This window comes from Azorhizobium sp. AG788, from assembly GCF_004364705.1.
GTDB lineage: Bacteria > Pseudomonadota > Alphaproteobacteria > Rhizobiales > Xanthobacteraceae > Azorhizobium > Azorhizobium caulinodans.
In genome coordinates this window covers 332,133-346,322 of record NZ_SOBM01000003.1, presented here as the reverse complement: position 1 = coordinate 346,322, position 14,190 = coordinate 332,133, and the positions used below count along the sequence as shown (strand labels likewise).

The following is a 14,190-nucleotide window of genomic DNA, read 5'->3' as shown; positions in this document are numbered from 1 at the left end:
GCGCCCGGCGGTGCGCCCCGAAAAGCGCGCAAAAGCGGGTTGATTCATGGCCGCGGCCGGCGACCGTCAGCCTTGCCGTAGCACGGTTCGGGTTCCGTGTGCGCCTCAGGCGAGGGCGAGACTGGAATAGGGGAAGAGGGCGAGACCGGCCGTGGCGAGCGCTACGCCATAGGGCAGGCCGCGGGCGAGGCGGCCGCCCCAGCCCTGCTGGCGGGCGACCGTTGCCGCGGCCACCAGAACCGCGCCCATGGCGCCGCAGAGCAGCACGTAGAGGGGGAATTGCGTCGGATCGAGCCACAAGGCGGTGGCGGCGGCGAGCTTGGCGTCCCCGGCACCGATCACGTCCTCGCTGAACAGCGCAAAGCCGACACAGAGCACGGCTCCCGCCAGCACGAGGCGCAGGGGCAGGTCGTCCACATAGCCGAGGAAAGCGAGCGCGGCGAAACCGAGCAGGAGGGCCAGCACGACGATGTTGGGAATGGTGCGGCGGGAGAGATCGCTGGCAAGCGCGGCCACCAGTGCTACGGGCACGAGAATGGAGGCGAAGGCTTCCGCGAGCAGGACCGGTGACATGGCGGCGCCGGTCAGTTCCCGGCCGAGGCGGAGGCCGCCTTCAGGCGGCTCAGGGTCAGGCCCACCTGCGTCAGCACGGTGACAATGGCAATGGAGAGACCGGCAGCGATCAGCCCGTATTCAAGGGCCGTCGAGCCGTGCTCTTCCTTGACGAACCTCTGCAGCAGAACCTTCATGCGCGCACCCGGCAGCTTCGCGCGGCAGGCCCCCCGGCCGCCGTCTTGCCGGACGCTAGGCCCGACCCCTTGCGGGCTGGTAAAGGCGGCAGAACGAGATACCGTCGCGCCGTCCGGCTTGCCAAAAGGGTTAACAAGCTCTCATCGGCTGCAAGGTTTCGTTAACCCTGTTTCGCCTTTCCGTTCAGGCTGGGAGCGGCTCAGGCGTTTTGCAGCAGCCGGGCGGGCTCCAGCGCGGCGGCCCGGCGGAAGCGGGGCGCCACCACCTCCACAAGGAAGTCGAGATAGGCGCGCACGCGCGCCGGCATGTGGCCGCCCTGGCCGAGATAGACCGCATGCATGGGGTCGGTATCACCGGGGTTGAAGTCCTCCAGCAGGGGCACGAGGCGACCGGCCAGGAGGTCCGCCGCCACATGGAAGGTGCCGAGACGGGCGATGCCCGTTCCCGCCAGCACCATATGGCGCAGCGTCTCGCCGTCGCTGGCTAGGACATGACCCTGCGGGCGGAACACCGTGGCCTCGCGACCCTCCTCCGCCTTGAGCGGCCAGCCTTCCACCTGCCGCAGATAGCAGAAGCCGATGCAGCGATGGGCATCGAGATCGGCGGGCCCGCGCGGCGTGCCATGGCGCGCGAGATACTCGGGCGAGGCGACGATCACCATGCGGGTGTCGCCCAGCTTGCGGGCGACGAGCTGGGAGCTCTTCAGCGGCCCGGCGCGCACGGCCACATCCATGCGCTCCTCCATCAGGTCCACCACCTTGTCGGTGAGCACCACATCCAGCGTCACCGCGGGATAGCGCGCGAGGAATTCCGGCAGTGCGGGCAGGAGATAGAGGGTGCCGAAGGGCACATTGGCATTCACCCGCAGGCGCCCGCTCGGCACCTCGCTGCGGGCGACACTGCGCTCGGCCTCCTCGAGATCGGCCAGCAGCGTGACGGCGCGCTCATAGAAGGCGGCACCCTCGGCTGTGAGCTGGAGGCGCCGGGTGTTGCGGTTGATGAGGCGCGCACCGAGGCGCAGTTCGAGCCGGGTGATGAGCTTGCTGACCGCGGAGGGCGTGAGATGCAGGGCGCGGGCGGCGGCCGAGAAGCCACCAGCATCCACCACGCGCACGAACACCTCCATCTCCGCCGTGCGGTTGACGTCGAGCCGGGCCATTTGGAAATCACATCACAGATGAATTGAATTTACTGCTTCTAGTTCATCCGCGGCGGTGCGTCCATTTTGCTGCAACGCCGCATGCGCTGTCGCGTTGATGCGGGTTTAACCCGTTCTCCGGCCTTCGGCCGGCCCCTCAGGATGTCCGCCATGCCTGTTGCTCTCTATGCCCTTGCCGCCGGTGCCTTCGGCATCGGCGTCACCGAATTTGTCATCATGGGCCTGCTGCTCGATGTGGGCGCCGATCTCGGCGTCTCGCTCTCGGCGGCGGGTCTGCTCATTTCCGGCTATGCGCTGGGCGTCGTAGTCGGCGCGCCGGTGCTCACCATCCTCACCGCCCGCTGGCCGCGCAAGGCGGTGCTGCTCGGCCTGATGGCCGTCTTCACCCTCGGCAACCTCGCCTGCGCGCTGGCGCCGGACTACGAACTGCTGATGGCCGCCCGCGTGCTCACCGCCTTCGCCCACGCGACCTTCTTCGGTGTCGGCTCCGTGGTGGCGACGGGGCTCGTGCCGGCCAACAAGAAGGCCTCCGCCATCGCCATCATGTTCACGGGTCTCACGGTCGCGAACATCCTCGGCGTGCCGTTCGGCACCTGGCTCGGCCAGCATTATGGCTGGCGCTCCACCTTCTGGGCGGTGACCCTGGTGGGCGTGCTGGCCTTCGCGGTCATCGCGCTGCTGGTGCCGGCAAACGCCGCCAAGCCCGAGGCGAGCAATCTGAAGAAGGACCTCGCGGTGCTCACCCGCGCCCCGCTGCTGCTCGGCCTTCTCACCACGGTACTGAGCTGGGTCGGCGTGTTCGCGGCCTTCACCTACATCGCGCCCATGCTGACCAAGATCACCGGCTTTGCGGAGAGCGCGGTGTCGCCCATCCTTCTGGTGTTCGGCGCCGGTCTCGTGGTGGGCAATCTTGCCGGCGGTCGCCTCGCGGACCGCTGGCTCGTGCCGACCGTCTATGGTTCGCTGGTGGTGCTCGCCGTGGTGCTGGGCGCGCTCACCTTCGCTCTCCAAAACGCCATTGCGGCGGTGATCTTTGTCGGCCTGCTCGGCGCGGTGGCCTTCGCGACCGTGGCGCCGCTCCAGATGTGGGTGCTGGAGAAGGCGCAGGGCGCCGGCCAGAGCCTCGCATCCTCGTTCAACATCGCCGCCTTCAATCTGGGCAATGCCATCGGCGCCTGGCTGGGTGGGGTGGTGATCGATCACGGGCTCGGCCTCGGTGCCGTGCCGTGGGTGGCCGCCCTCGTGCCCCTCGCCGCTGTGCCCGTGGCCTGGTGGGCCGGGCGGCTGGAGGCCGGTCGCGCGCTCAACCCCGTCGCCGCCGAATAGGACGGAGCGCAAAAACAGAAAGCCCGCGCACGGGACACCGAGCGCGGGCTTTCCTTTATGAGGCGGATTGTCCGCGCGTCAGATCTTCTGGTTGTACTCGCCCACTTCCGGGTGGGTGCGCAGCACGCTGTCCACTTCGGCGAACATCTCGCGCATGCGGGCCTCGGAGACGGGGCTTTCCACCACCACCACCAGCTCGGGCTTGTTGGAGGAGGCGCGCACCAGCCCCCAGGAGCCGTCCTCGGTGGTGACGCGCACGCCGTTGACCGTCACGAGGTCGCGGATCGCCTGACCCGTCACCTTCGCGCCTTCGGCCTGAAGCTTCTGATAGTGCTTCACCACCTGCTCGACGATGCCGTACTTGGCCTCGTCCGCGCAGTGGGGCGACATGGTGGGCGACGACCAGGTCTTGGGCAGCGCGAGGCGCAGTTCGGAGAGCTTCTTGCCCGGATTGCGATCCAGCATGTCCAGCACGGCGATGGCCGAGACGAGGCCGTCGTCATAGCCGCGGCCGATGGGCTTGTTGAAGAAATAGTGGCCGGACTTCTCGAAGCCAACCAGAGCGCCGGTCTCGTTGACGCGGCGCTTCATGTAGGAATGGCCGGTCTTCCAATAATCCGCCTTCACGCCGAGCTTGATCAGCTCGGGATCGGTGGCGAACAGGCCGGTGGACTTCACGTCCACCACGATGGTTGGGTTGGGGTAGATCTTGGCCAGATCGCGGGCCAGCATCACGCCCATCTTGTCGGCGAAGATCTCCTCGCCCTCATTGTCCACCACGCCGCAGCGGTCGCCGTCGCCGTCGAAGCCCAAAGCCACGTCAGCGCCGGAGGCCAGCACCGCGTCGCGCATGGCATGGAGCATTTCCATGTCTTCGGGGTTGGGATTGTACTTGGGGAAGGAGTGGTCCAGCTCCGTATCCAGCGGCACGACCTCGACGCCCAGCGCCTCCAGGATGCGCGGGGCGAAGGCGCCGGCCGTGCCGTTGCCGCAGGCCACCACCGCCTTGATGGGGTGCTTGAGCTTGGGCCGGTCGGTGAGGTCCTTGATATAGATTTCGGGGAAATTCTCGACGAAGTGGTAGGCGCCGCCACCCTTCAGGTCGAACTTGGCGCCGAGGACGATTTCCTTGAGGCGGGTCATCTCGTCGGGGCCGAAGGTGAGCGGGCGGTTGACGCCCATCTTCACGCCGGTCCAGCCATTGTCATTGTGCGAGGCGGTGACCATGGCGACCGCCGGCACGTCCAGCGCGAACTGGGCGAAATAGGCCATGGGCGACATGGCGAGGCCAATGTCGTGCACCTTGATGCCGGCGGCCATCAGGCCGGAGACCAGGGCATATTTGATGGAGGAGGAATAGCCGCGGAAATCATGGCCGGTGACGATTTCCGGCTTGATACCCATTTCGTGCATCAGCGTGCCGAGGCCCATGCCCAGCGCCTGGATGCCCATGAGGTTGATTTCCTTCTGGAACAACCAGCGGGCGTCATACTCGCGGAACCCGGTGGGCTTCACCATGGGCTCGGATTCATAGGCGTAGGTGTTCGGCGTCAGTGCGGGCTTCGGCGTCGGGAACATGAAAAGCCTCTCTCGGCGCGGAGTGCATTCCGGGCAGGAACGCCCGATAGCACGAAATTGTGACCTGTCTAATCTGAAGCGCAGCTGTATGGCGCTGGCCAAATCTGGCCGGGCCACGCCTGCGCGCCGCCGGACGGATCAACGTCGTGGCAAAGCCCGTGGTTCCCCTTGGCGAAGCCACCTCTCCGAGCGGAAGCCTTGAGCCGGCTTGGCTTGCACGGTCCCTCACGTGCCGCGCGGCTTCGCCCGATTGGTGGGCGGGGCGTTCGCCGGATCTTCCGGCCAGGGGTGCTTGGGGTAGCGCCCGCGCATCTCGGCTCGCACATCCCGCCACGAGCCCTGCCAGAATTGTGGCAGATCCTTCGTCACCTGAATGGGCCGATGGGCGGGGGACAGCAGGGCCAGCGTGAGCGGCACCTTGCCCCCCGCGATGGCTGGATGGCGGGTGAGGCCGAACAGTTCCTGCACCCGCACCGGCAGCAGCGGCCCGCCCTCGGCCGCATAGTCGATGGGCAGGTTGGAGCCCGTCGGTGCGGTGAAGTGGCTCGGGGCCTCCGTTTCCAGCCGATGGGTCAGCTCATAGGGCAGAAGGGCGTGGAGCGCATTGCCCAGATCCCCCGCGCTCACCTGACCGAGCGAGGTGCGCCCGGTGAGGAAAGGCGCCAGCCAGTCAGCGGCGGTGGCGGCAAGGGTGGTGTCGGAAAGGTCCGGCCACGGCGCGCCTTCCGCCTGATGGAGAAAGCGCACCCGGTCGCGCCACTGGGTGAGGGCGGGTGTCCAGGGCAGCCGCTCGATGCCGAGGCCCACGAGCCCCTCCGCCAGCGCGGCGGCGGTCTCCGGCGTGTTGGGCACCGGCTGCGGCCGGTCGGCGAGGGTCAGCGCGCCCAGACGCCGCGTCTCGCGCGCCCGCACCGAGGCGGTGGCCGGATCGAAAGCGACTTCGAGGCCGGAGGTGATGGCCTCGGCGAACAGGCGCTCGATCTCTTCGCCGGAGAGCGCTGAGGCGAGCTGCACGCGGGCGGCATCGGCTCGTCCGCTGATCTCCGCCACCGCCAGATAGGGCGCGCGGGCGAGCGAGGAGGCCGGGTCCACCACCGCGCCACGACCATTGGCGAGGAGAATGCGCGTGCCATCCCCCCGCGCCTTGGCGACACGATCAGGATAGGCGAGCGCCAGCAGGGCCGCCGGAGAAGGCGTCTCGCCCGCCTTGGGCGGATGGCCTTCGCGCGCCAGTTCCGCCCAACGGCCGGCAAGGCGGCGGGCATCCTCCGCCCGGCGGGAGCGCTCGCGGCGGAAGTCTTCCAGCCGATGAGCAAGGTCCGGACTGTCGCCGCCGAGCCCCCGCTCGGTAAGCAAAGCCGCGATGTCCGCCGCGCTCTCGCCCGCGCCGAGGTCCGAGCCGCGCACCACCATATGGGCGAGGCGCGGCGGCAGAGGCAGGCGGGCCATGCGGGCGCCGAGCGGCGTCACCGCGCCGTCCGCGTCGATGGCCTCCAGCACCCGCAGCAGGTTCTTCGCCTCGGTGACGGCGGGCAGGGGCGGGGGATCGAGGAAGGGCAGGGCGCGGGGGTCACGCACGCCGGCGCTCGCGAGATCAAGCACGAGGCCGGAGAGGTCGGCGGCGAGGATTTCCGGGGTTGCGAAGGCGGGCAGGCTCTGCGTCTCGCCCTCGCCCCACAGGCGATAGCACACCCCCGGCTCGGTGCGGCCGGCGCGGCCCCGCCGCTGGTCGGCGGCGGCGCGGGAGACGCGCACGGTTTCCAGTCGTGTCAGTCCCACGTCCGGCTCGAAGCGGGGCACGCGGGCGAGACCACAATCCACCACCACCCGCACGCCCTCGATGGTGAGCGAGGTTTCCGCGATGGAGGTGGCCAGCACCACCTTGCGCCTGCCGGGCGGGGCGGGGAGGACCGCGCGGTCCTGCTCGGCGGCATCGAGCGCGCCGAAAAGGGCCACGATGTCCGTGTCCCGGTCGCGCACATCGGCCAGGAGATGGGTCTGCGTGCGGCGGATTTCGGCGGCGCCGGGCAAAAAGGCGAGCACCGAGCCGCGCTCGGCGGAAAGCGCCTTGAGCACCGCATCCGCCACCTGCCGCTCGATGGGCGCACGCGGATCGCGGCCGAGATAGCGCGTGTCCACGGGAAAGGCGCGGCCTTCGCTTTCCACGACCGGGACGGGCGCGCCTTCGCCCAGCAGCGCCGCCACGCGGGCACCGTCGAGGGTCGCGGACATGGCGAGCAGGCGCAGGTCGTCCCGCAGGCCGCGCTGGGTTTCCAGCGCCAGCGCGAGGCCGAGGTCGGCGTCCAGCGAGCGCTCGTGATATTCGTCGAACAGCACGGCGGCGATGCCGCTGAGCTCCGGATCGTCCAGCACCATGCGAGTGAAGACGCCTTCGGTGATGACCTCGATGCGGGTGCGGCGGGAGACCTCCGAGCGCAAGCGCACCCGATAGCCCACCGTCTCGCCCACCTTTTCCTTCAGCGTCTGTGCCATGCGGTGCGCGGCGGCGCGGGCGGCGAGGCGGCGGGGCTCCAGCACGAGGATCTTGCCGCCCTTCACCCACGGCTCGTTCAGCAGCGCCAGCGGCACGCGCGTGGTCTTGCCGGCGCCGGGCGGCGCCACCAGCACGGCCGCGACGTGATCGCGCAGCGTGGCGGTCAGGGCCGGCAGGGCGTCGTCAATGGGCAGGCGGGTGTCGAACATGGAACCTTGGGTCGTCATGCGTGCCAGCACATAGGCCATCGGGGGGCCGGAAATCCATCCCGGCGTCCCCGCTTGCGGCATGGGAGGACATTCCGACCGGCGTGGCTTATGTAAGCGGCACGTTCAGATTCCCGTTTCAGGAGCCGTGTCTCCATGTCCAGCGTTCCGTCCAGCCTCACCGACAAGGCCCAGTCCTTCAGCGTCGAGGGCGCCGTCGTCGCCGTCGCCTTCCAGAAGAAGGCCGCCATCCTGATCGGCGGCATGGGCGAGGCGCTGCGCATAGAGGGTGAGGCCGAGACGCGGTTCACGCTTCATGACGGCGGCGTGCTCGACGTGCGGGGTGACGGCAAGCGTCTCGTCTCCGGCGGCGACGATGGCCGGGTGGTGGAACTCTCAGCCGAGGGCGAGGTCCAGGTGCGGGCCGAGCACAAGGGCCGCTGGATCGACCGCGTTGCGCTCGGGCCTGATGGCGCGGTCGCCTATTCCGCTGGCAAGACGGCTTATGTTTTGCCGGCGAAAGGTGAGGCGCGCAGCCTTGAGGTGGCCTCCACGGTAGGCGGACTTTCCTTTGCACCGAAAGGCCTGCGGCTCGCGGTGGCGCACTATGGCGGCGTGACGCTCTGGTATCCCAACCTCGTGGACGCCAAGCCCGATCTTTTCGGCTGGAAAGGATCGCATCTCGGCGTCGCCTTCAGCCCTGACGGGCGCTTCCTCGTCACCACCATGCAGGAGGCGGCGCTGCACGGCTGGCGCGTCTCGGACGGCGGCCACATGCGCATGACCGGCTATCCGGCGCGGGTGAAATCGTTCAACTTCTCGGCCGATGGCAAGTGGCTCGCCACCTCCGGCTCCTCGGAAGTCATCCTGTGGCCCTTCGCGTCCAAGGAGGGGCCTATGGGCAAGCAGCCCTCCATGATCGCACCCTCCTCCACCGCGCGCGTCTCTTCGGTCGCCTGCCACCCCAAGGATCCGGTGGTGGCGGTGGGCTATGAGGACGGCATGGTGCTGATGGCGCGCATCTCGGATGGCGCCGAGATCCTGCTGCGCGCGCCGGACGGCTCGCCCGTCACCGCCACCGGCTGGCGGGCGGATGGCGGGGCCGTGGCCTTCGGCACCGCAAACGGCAGCGCCGGCATCGTCACCTTCTGAAGCTCGGCCGTTGAAGCGTGGCCGCCAAGCCCGATTGCTGAAGCGAGGCTTGCATTTGGGGCTCGCGGGTCGCGTCGCGGGCCTGTCACGGCGGCGGGTTATCCGATAACCTCCGGTTGCTTCGCAAATGCGAAGCACTGTCGTCCGGTCGGAGCTGCCTCATGAAGATCGAAGACGTTCGCCGTACCGCCTACTCGATGCCGCTGACCAACCCGGCCTATCCGCCGGGGCCGTATCGCTTCTTCGATCGCGAGTTCATGATCATCACCTACCGGACCGACATCGAGGCGCTCCGCCGTGTCGTGCCCGAGCCGCTCGAGGTTTACGAGCCGCTGGTGAAGTACGAATTCATCCGGATGCCCGATTCCACCGGCTTCGGCGACTATACCGAAACCGGACAGGTCATTCCGGTGAAGTATGAGGGCGTGGAGGGTGGCTATGTCCACTCCATGTATCTCGATGACGAGGCGCCCATCGCCGGCGGCCGCGAGCTCTGGGGCTTCCCCAAGAAGTACGCGCACCCGAAGATGGAAGTGGAGAAGGACGTCCTCACCGGGCGCCTCCACTATGGCAAGACCCTCTGCGTCGATGCCTCCATGGGCTACAAGCACAAGGCGGCGGACAAGGATGCGGTGCTCGCGGCGCTGAAGACGCCGAGCTTCCTCATCAAGATCATTCCCCATGTGGACGCCACGCCGCGCATCTGCGAACTGGTGCGCTACTATCTGGAGGACATCGTCCTCAAGGAATGCTGGACGGGCCCGGCCGCCCTCGGCCTCTTCCCCCACGCCATCGCCGATGTGGCCAAGCTTCCGGTGCTGGAAGTGGTTTCGGCGCTCCACCTGCGCGCCGACCTCACCCTCGGCATGGGCGAGGTGGTGTTCGACTATCTCAAGGACCAGAAATGATCCGCTGATACGCGGTCAACGGGCACGCGGGCCGATTGCCCGCGTGCCGTGCTGCGGTCATGCTGAACCAGCCGGGGCGGCGCCGTGCCGCCCCGGCTTCATGTCCGGGCGTGGCGGGCGTTCATGACCGGGCCGTCGTTCTTCGGTTCCGCGCGCGGCGCGGTTCCCGTGCATGGGTGAGACATGAGCACGCTGCGAAGTGAAGTGCCCTGCGACATCAAGGATGTCGTTTCCGAGTACGATCGCGTGGCCCTCGTCTTCCAGGGCGGCGGGGCGCTTGGCGCCTATCAGGCGGGCGTCTATGAGGCGCTGGACAAGGCGGGCCTCGAGCCCAACTGGGTGTCGGGCGTCTCCATCGGCGCGATCAACTCGGCCATCATCGCCGGCAACCTGCCGGAAAACCGGGTCGCCCGCCTGCACGAGTTCTGGAACACGGTGTCGGGCCGCAAGATCTGGGCCTTCACGCCCGAAGGCGACGTCTACCGCACCATGCGCAACCAGCTGAGTGCCTGGACGACCATGAACATGGGGCAGCCGGGCTTCTTCAAGCCGCGTTTCCCCAACCCCTGGCTGCTGCCCACCGGCGCGTCCAACGCCACCAGCCTTTATGACACCTCGCCGCTGCGGGAGACGCTTCTGCGGCTCGTGGACTTCGATCTCATCAACAGCGGCAGCATCCGTTTCTCGGTCGGGGCCGCCAATGTGCGCACCGGCAACTTCATCTATTTCGACAATACGACGCATCACATCGCGCCCGAGCACATCATGGCCTCCGGCGCATTGCCGCCGGCCTTCCCGGCTATCCGCATCGACGGCGAATATTACTGGGACGGCGGCGTCGTCTCGAACACGCCGCTGCAATGGCTGCTGGACCAGCCCGACCACCCGTCCGCCCTCGTCTTCCAGGTGGATCTGTTCTCCGCCCGCGGCGAGCTTCCCCGTGACATGTTCGGCGTGATCGAGCGCCAGAAGGACATCGGCTATTCGAGCCGCACCCGCTACACGACGGACCTCTTCCGGCGCGTCCAGCTCATGCGCACCGCCCATGCGGAGGCGGTCATGCGCATTCCCGAGCAATTGCGGACGGAAGACGACCTCCAGGTGCTCTCCGACTACGAAAAGTCCGGTCCGGTCAACATCTGCCACCTGATCTATCAGGAGAAGAGCTACGAGCGGGACTTCAAGGACTACGAGTTCTCCGGCTCGTCCATGCGCGATCACTGGCAGTCGGGCATCGAAGACACGATGAAGACCCTGCGCCATCGTCAGTGGCTGGAGAAGCCCGACAAGAGCGATGGTATCGTCATTCACGACGTGCACCGTCTGGCGGAATAGGCCGCGTCACCGCTTCTCCCGCCCCAAATGGCGAGGGCCATTAGCCCTCCCCCCTTGCGGGGGAGGGTTGGGAGGGGGGTGAAACGCCTTCCATCCCGTGCGCCTTCGGGTGAAGCCAGAGACCTTCCCCTCACAGCGGCAGGGCTCGGAACATGGTGTTGGCGCCCAGCAAGGCGAGGCCGGAGAAGAAGCAGGCGCGGAAGGCCTGCTGCGAGATGGCGAGGCGGATGCGCCGGCCGATCTCCATGCCCGCGAAGGCCGGAATGAGCGCCGCGCCCGTCACAAGCAGCGCGTGCGGCGAGGCGAGCGGGGCCCCCTTGGCGGACAGAGCGATTGCAAGGCCGATGGAGCCGCTGGTGAAGGCGAGCCCCATGGCCTGCACCAGGTCCTCCCGATGGAGAGACAGCGATTGCAGATAGGGGGCCGCCGGCATCACCGTGACACCCGTGGTGCCGGTGAGCAGGCCGGAGGCAAAGCCCATGAGCGGGGACAGCCAGGGCTCGATCCAGGCCGGCGTGGTGAAATGGAAGCGCCCGAGCCCCATGAGGCCGTAGATCAGCAGCGTGCCGCCGAGCACCGCCGGGGCGAGATGGGAATCCAGCCCCTCAAGCCAAAATCCGCTCACCAGCGTGGCGCCGAAGGTGGCGAGCCCCATGGGCCAGAAGCGGATGAGGACCGGCAGGAGGCGCGGCCCGGTGGCGAATTGCAGCACATTGGTGAGCAAGGTCGGCGCCAGCAGGATCGCGGCAGCTTCCGCCGGCGGCATGAGGAGGCTCAGCAGGGCCATGCCCAGCGTCGGCAGGCCCATGGCGGTGACGCCCTTCACGAGGCCGGCGAGGATGAGGATGAGAGCGATGAGGGTGAGGGTCAGTGCGGTCATGCGCCGCAGGCTGGCCTACGCCCCATCTTGCGGCAATGTGGATTATCCGGCCATATCCTTCGCATAATCCGAAGGATCAATCCGTGCGCTTCGACAGCGTCGATCTCAAGCTCTTCCTCGCCATATTGGAAACCGGCAGCATCACGGCCGGAGCCGAGCGGGCGAACCTCGCCCTGCCCTCGGCGAGCGCGCGGGTGCGTGGGATGGAGGAGGTGGCGGGCACGCCGCTCCTCGTGCGCGGTCGCAGCGGCGCAACGCCGACGCCGGCCGGCGATGCCCTGGCCCATCACGCCCGCCTCATCCTCCAGCAGTCCGAGCGGATGCGCGGCGAGCTCTCGCGCTACGGACGGGGGCTGAAGGGGCATGTGCGCCTCTGGACCAGCACGGCGGCCCTCTCCGCGCAACTCCCCGGGGATCTCGCCCGTTTCCTCGCTCGCCATCCTGACGTGGACGTGGACCTTGAGGAGCGGCCGAGCCGGGAGACCGCGCCGGCCCTGCGGGCGGGGCTCATCCATATCGGGCTTCTCGCCGATGCGGCCGATGTCACCGGGTTCGAGACGCGACCCTATTGTGAGGATGTGTTGATGGCGGTTCTGCCCGTGGACCATCCGCTGGCCGGTCGCGGGCGGCCGACCTTCGCGGACGTGGCCGCCCAGCCCTATGTGGGCCTCACTCCCGGCAACGCCATCCAGCATCTCATCGAGCATGCCGCCATTGGCCTCGGCCTGCCGCTGAAATACCGGGTGCGGGTGAACCGCATCGATGCGGTGGGTGAACTGGTGCAGGCGGGCGTCGGCGTCTCCGTCCTTCCGACCGCCGATGCCCGGCGGGTGGCGGAGCGGATGGCGGTGTCGCTGTTTCCGCTGCCCGATGCCTGGGCGCGCCGCAAGGTGGTGGTGGCCGTGCGCAACCGCGAGGCGCTGCCGGAATTTGCCCGTCAGGCCTTCGACATGCTCGCGGGCGCGGGCTGATTTCAGCGCAGCGCGTTCCCCAGCACGCCCAGCACCTCGCCGTTCATCTGCGCCACGTTGAAGCGCATCAGGTCGCCAGCCGACTGGGTGACGCTGAAGACATTGCCCGGCGCCAGCACCACCCGCTCGCGCAGGGCCGCCTGCGCGACGGCGGCCGCATCGCGCCCGTCCGGCAGGCGGCACCAGAGGCAGAAGCCGCCGCGCGGCAGCGTCCAAGGCGTGATGCCGAGCTTGCCCAGCTCCGCCAGCATCTCGCGCCGGCGGCGGGCAAGGCGGGTGCGCAGGTCGGCCAGATGCTTGCGGTAGCTGCCGTCGCTCAGCGTGCCGAAGACGAGTTCCGCGGCGATGGGGCTCGGGCCGCCGAAATTGGTGGCCACCTGCAGGTCCACCAGTCCCTCGATCCACTCCGGCCGGGCGACGATATAGCCGCAGCGGGCGGAGGCCGAGAGGGTCTTGGAGAAGCTTCCCACCCGGATGACGCGGGCAAGGCCGTCCAGCGCCGCCAGCCGTGGCGAGGGCTCGGGCTCGAATTCGGCGAAGATTTCGTCCTCCACGATGGTGAGGTCGTGAGCGGCGGCCAGCGTCAGCACCTGATGGGCGGTGCGGGGCGAGAGGGTGGCGCCCGTGGGGTTATGGAGCGCCGCGTTGGTGATGTAGAGGCGCGGCCGCTCGGCGGCGAGCACCTGCCCGAAAAGGTCGATGTCCGGCCCGGTGGGCGTATAGGGCACGCTGACGATCCGGATCTGGTGGGCGCGCAGCAGCGCCTGGAAATTGAAATAGCAGGGATCGTCCACCAGCACCGTATCGCCCGGCTTCAGCAGGAAGCGGCAGAGCAGGTCCATGGCCCGTGAGCCGGAGGGCGTGAGCAGGATCTGGTCGGCGCCGGCCTCGATGCCTTCCGCCGCGAACTGGCGCGCGAGATGGCCCCGCAGCGCCAGCGAACCGCGCGTGCCGCCATAATCGGACAGGATGCCGTCCTCCGCCCGCGCCAGCGCCCGCAGGCTGCGCCGGATGGCGGCATTGGGCATCCAGTCCGCCGGCAGCCAGCCGCAGCCGGGCCGCAGCATGTCCGCGCCCGCATCCAGCGACTGGCGGGAGACCCAGAGCGGATCGATGGCCCGGTCGAGCTTGGGGGCCACTTCGCGCAGGGCCACCACCGGCAGGCTGCCCGCCACATAGAAGCCAGAGCCGGGACGGGCGCGCACCAGCCCTTCCGCCACCAAGCGCTCATAGGCTTCCACCACCGTGGACGGCGACACCTTGAGGTCGCCGGCGAGGCGCCGGATGGACGGCAACTTCTCGCCGCCGGTGAGGGCGCGGCCGGTGATGCGCCGACGGATCTCGGCCATCACCGCCTCGGTGCGGGGCGCACTGCTGGTCTCGGCTTCCGCCAACTGTGTGGTTCCGGATGTCCATACTGTTCGGCTCAAC

Annotated in this window: 12 protein-coding genes; 5 read left to right on the top strand and 7 right to left on the bottom strand. The window is 68.5% G+C overall.

Features of this window, described 5'->3' with window-relative positions:
* Nucleotides 1-105: 105 nt before the first annotated feature.
* The 3 genes from DFO45_RS09410 to DFO45_RS09400 form a co-directional block, all read right to left on the bottom strand.
* Nucleotides 106-573, bottom strand: coding sequence for a prepilin peptidase (locus DFO45_RS09410; RefSeq protein ID WP_133864631.1), 468 nt, complete (start codon nucleotides 571-573; stop codon nucleotides 106-108).
* Between the two features lie 11 nt (nucleotides 574-584).
* Nucleotides 585-749, bottom strand: coding sequence for a Flp family type IVb pilin (locus tag DFO45_RS09405; RefSeq protein WP_012168813.1), 165 nt, complete (start codon nucleotides 747-749; stop codon nucleotides 585-587).
* Between the two features lie 200 nt (nucleotides 750-949).
* Nucleotides 950-1,909 (bottom strand): LysR family transcriptional regulator, encoded by a 960-nt coding sequence (locus DFO45_RS09400; RefSeq protein WP_012168814.1) that lies wholly within the window; start codon nucleotides 1,907-1,909, stop codon nucleotides 950-952.
* Nucleotides 1,910-2,059: 150 nt separating this feature from the next.
* Between DFO45_RS09400 and DFO45_RS09395 the strand changes: the two genes are divergently transcribed.
* Nucleotides 2,060-3,235 (top strand): MFS transporter, encoded by a 1,176-nt coding sequence (locus DFO45_RS09395; protein ID WP_133864630.1) that lies wholly within the window; start codon nucleotides 2,060-2,062, stop codon nucleotides 3,233-3,235.
* A gap of 78 nt (nucleotides 3,236-3,313) precedes the next feature.
* Here the strand turns inward: DFO45_RS09395 and DFO45_RS09390 are convergent, their stop codons facing one another.
* Nucleotides 3,314-4,813: a phosphomannomutase/phosphoglucomutase gene (locus tag DFO45_RS09390; RefSeq protein ID WP_133864629.1), complete on the bottom strand. Its 1,500-nt coding sequence runs from the start codon at nucleotides 4,811-4,813 to the stop codon at nucleotides 3,314-3,316.
* A 225-nt stretch (nucleotides 4,814-5,038) separates the two neighbouring features.
* The gene (gene hrpB, locus DFO45_RS09385) at nucleotides 5,039-7,534 is read right to left on the bottom strand and encodes an ATP-dependent helicase HrpB (protein WP_208299767.1); all 2,496 of its coding nucleotides are present in this window, start codon (nucleotides 7,532-7,534) and stop codon (nucleotides 5,039-5,041) included.
* Between the two features lie 135 nt (nucleotides 7,535-7,669).
* On the opposite strand from hrpB, the gene DFO45_RS09380 reads away from it, so the two are divergent.
* The 3 genes from DFO45_RS09380 (at nucleotide 7,670) to DFO45_RS09370 (ending at nucleotide 10,908) form a co-directional block, all read left to right on the top strand.
* Nucleotides 7,670-8,665: a hypothetical protein gene (locus DFO45_RS09380; protein WP_012168818.1), complete on the top strand. Its 996-nt coding sequence runs from the start codon at nucleotides 7,670-7,672 to the stop codon at nucleotides 8,663-8,665.
* Between the two features lie 161 nt (nucleotides 8,666-8,826).
* Entirely contained in the window at nucleotides 8,827-9,573 is a 747-nt protein-coding gene (locus DFO45_RS09375; protein WP_012168819.1) for an acetoacetate decarboxylase, read from the top strand.
* A gap of 183 nt (nucleotides 9,574-9,756) precedes the next feature.
* Nucleotides 9,757-10,908 (top strand): patatin-like phospholipase family protein, encoded by a 1,152-nt coding sequence (locus DFO45_RS09370; protein ID WP_012168820.1) that lies wholly within the window; start codon nucleotides 9,757-9,759, stop codon nucleotides 10,906-10,908.
* A gap of 130 nt (nucleotides 10,909-11,038) precedes the next feature.
* On the opposite strand, the gene DFO45_RS09365 is transcribed toward DFO45_RS09370, so the two are convergent.
* Nucleotides 11,039-11,788 carry a sulfite exporter TauE/SafE family protein gene (locus DFO45_RS09365; protein WP_133864628.1) on the bottom strand — a complete coding sequence of 250 codons (750 nt, stop codon included), beginning with the start codon at nucleotides 11,786-11,788 and terminating at the stop codon, nucleotides 11,039-11,041.
* An 83-nt stretch (nucleotides 11,789-11,871) separates the two neighbouring features.
* On the opposite strand from DFO45_RS09365, the gene DFO45_RS09360 reads away from it, so the two are divergent.
* Nucleotides 11,872-12,759 carry a LysR family transcriptional regulator gene (locus DFO45_RS09360; protein ID WP_133864627.1) on the top strand — a complete coding sequence of 296 codons (888 nt, stop codon included), beginning with the start codon at nucleotides 11,872-11,874 and terminating at the stop codon, nucleotides 12,757-12,759.
* Between the two features lie 2 nt (nucleotides 12,760-12,761).
* On the opposite strand, the gene DFO45_RS09355 is transcribed toward DFO45_RS09360, so the two are convergent.
* Complete coding sequence (locus DFO45_RS09355) at nucleotides 12,762-14,108, bottom strand: PLP-dependent aminotransferase family protein (protein ID WP_133864841.1); 1,347 nt, start codon at nucleotides 14,106-14,108, stop codon at nucleotides 12,762-12,764.
* Between the last annotated feature and the right edge of the window lie 82 nt (nucleotides 14,109-14,190).

What these genes read in the sequence shown, in the direction of transcription:
- DFO45_RS09370 (WP_012168820.1), top strand. Translation starts at nt 9,757, where the DNA reads ATGAGCACGCTGCGAAGTGAAGTGCCCTGCGACATCAAGGATGTCGTT.
- DFO45_RS09400 (WP_012168814.1), bottom strand. Translation starts at nt 1,909, where the DNA reads ATGGCCCGGCTCGACGTCAACCGCACGGCGGAGATGGAGGTGTTCGTG.
- DFO45_RS09355 (WP_133864841.1), bottom strand. Translation starts at nt 14,108, where the DNA reads ATGGCCGAGATCCGTCGGCGCATCACCGGCCGCGCCCTCACCGGCGGC.
- DFO45_RS09395 (WP_133864630.1), top strand. Translation starts at nt 2,060, where the DNA reads ATGCCTGTTGCTCTCTATGCCCTTGCCGCCGGTGCCTTCGGCATCGGC.
- hrpB (WP_208299767.1), bottom strand. Translation starts at nt 7,534, where the DNA reads ATGACGACCCAAGGTTCCATGTTCGACACCCGCCTGCCCATTGACGAC.
- DFO45_RS09380 (WP_012168818.1), top strand. Translation starts at nt 7,670, where the DNA reads ATGTCCAGCGTTCCGTCCAGCCTCACCGACAAGGCCCAGTCCTTCAGC.
- DFO45_RS09405 (WP_012168813.1), bottom strand. Translation starts at nt 749, where the DNA reads ATGAAGGTTCTGCTGCAGAGGTTCGTCAAGGAAGAGCACGGCTCGACG.
- DFO45_RS09375 (WP_012168819.1), top strand. Translation starts at nt 8,827, where the DNA reads ATGAAGATCGAAGACGTTCGCCGTACCGCCTACTCGATGCCGCTGACC.
- DFO45_RS09365 (WP_133864628.1), bottom strand. Translation starts at nt 11,788, where the DNA reads ATGACCGCACTGACCCTCACCCTCATCGCTCTCATCCTCATCCTCGCC.
- DFO45_RS09390 (WP_133864629.1), bottom strand. Translation starts at nt 4,813, where the DNA reads ATGTTCCCGACGCCGAAGCCCGCACTGACGCCGAACACCTACGCCTAT.
- DFO45_RS09410 (WP_133864631.1), bottom strand. Translation starts at nt 573, where the DNA reads ATGTCACCGGTCCTGCTCGCGGAAGCCTTCGCCTCCATTCTCGTGCCC.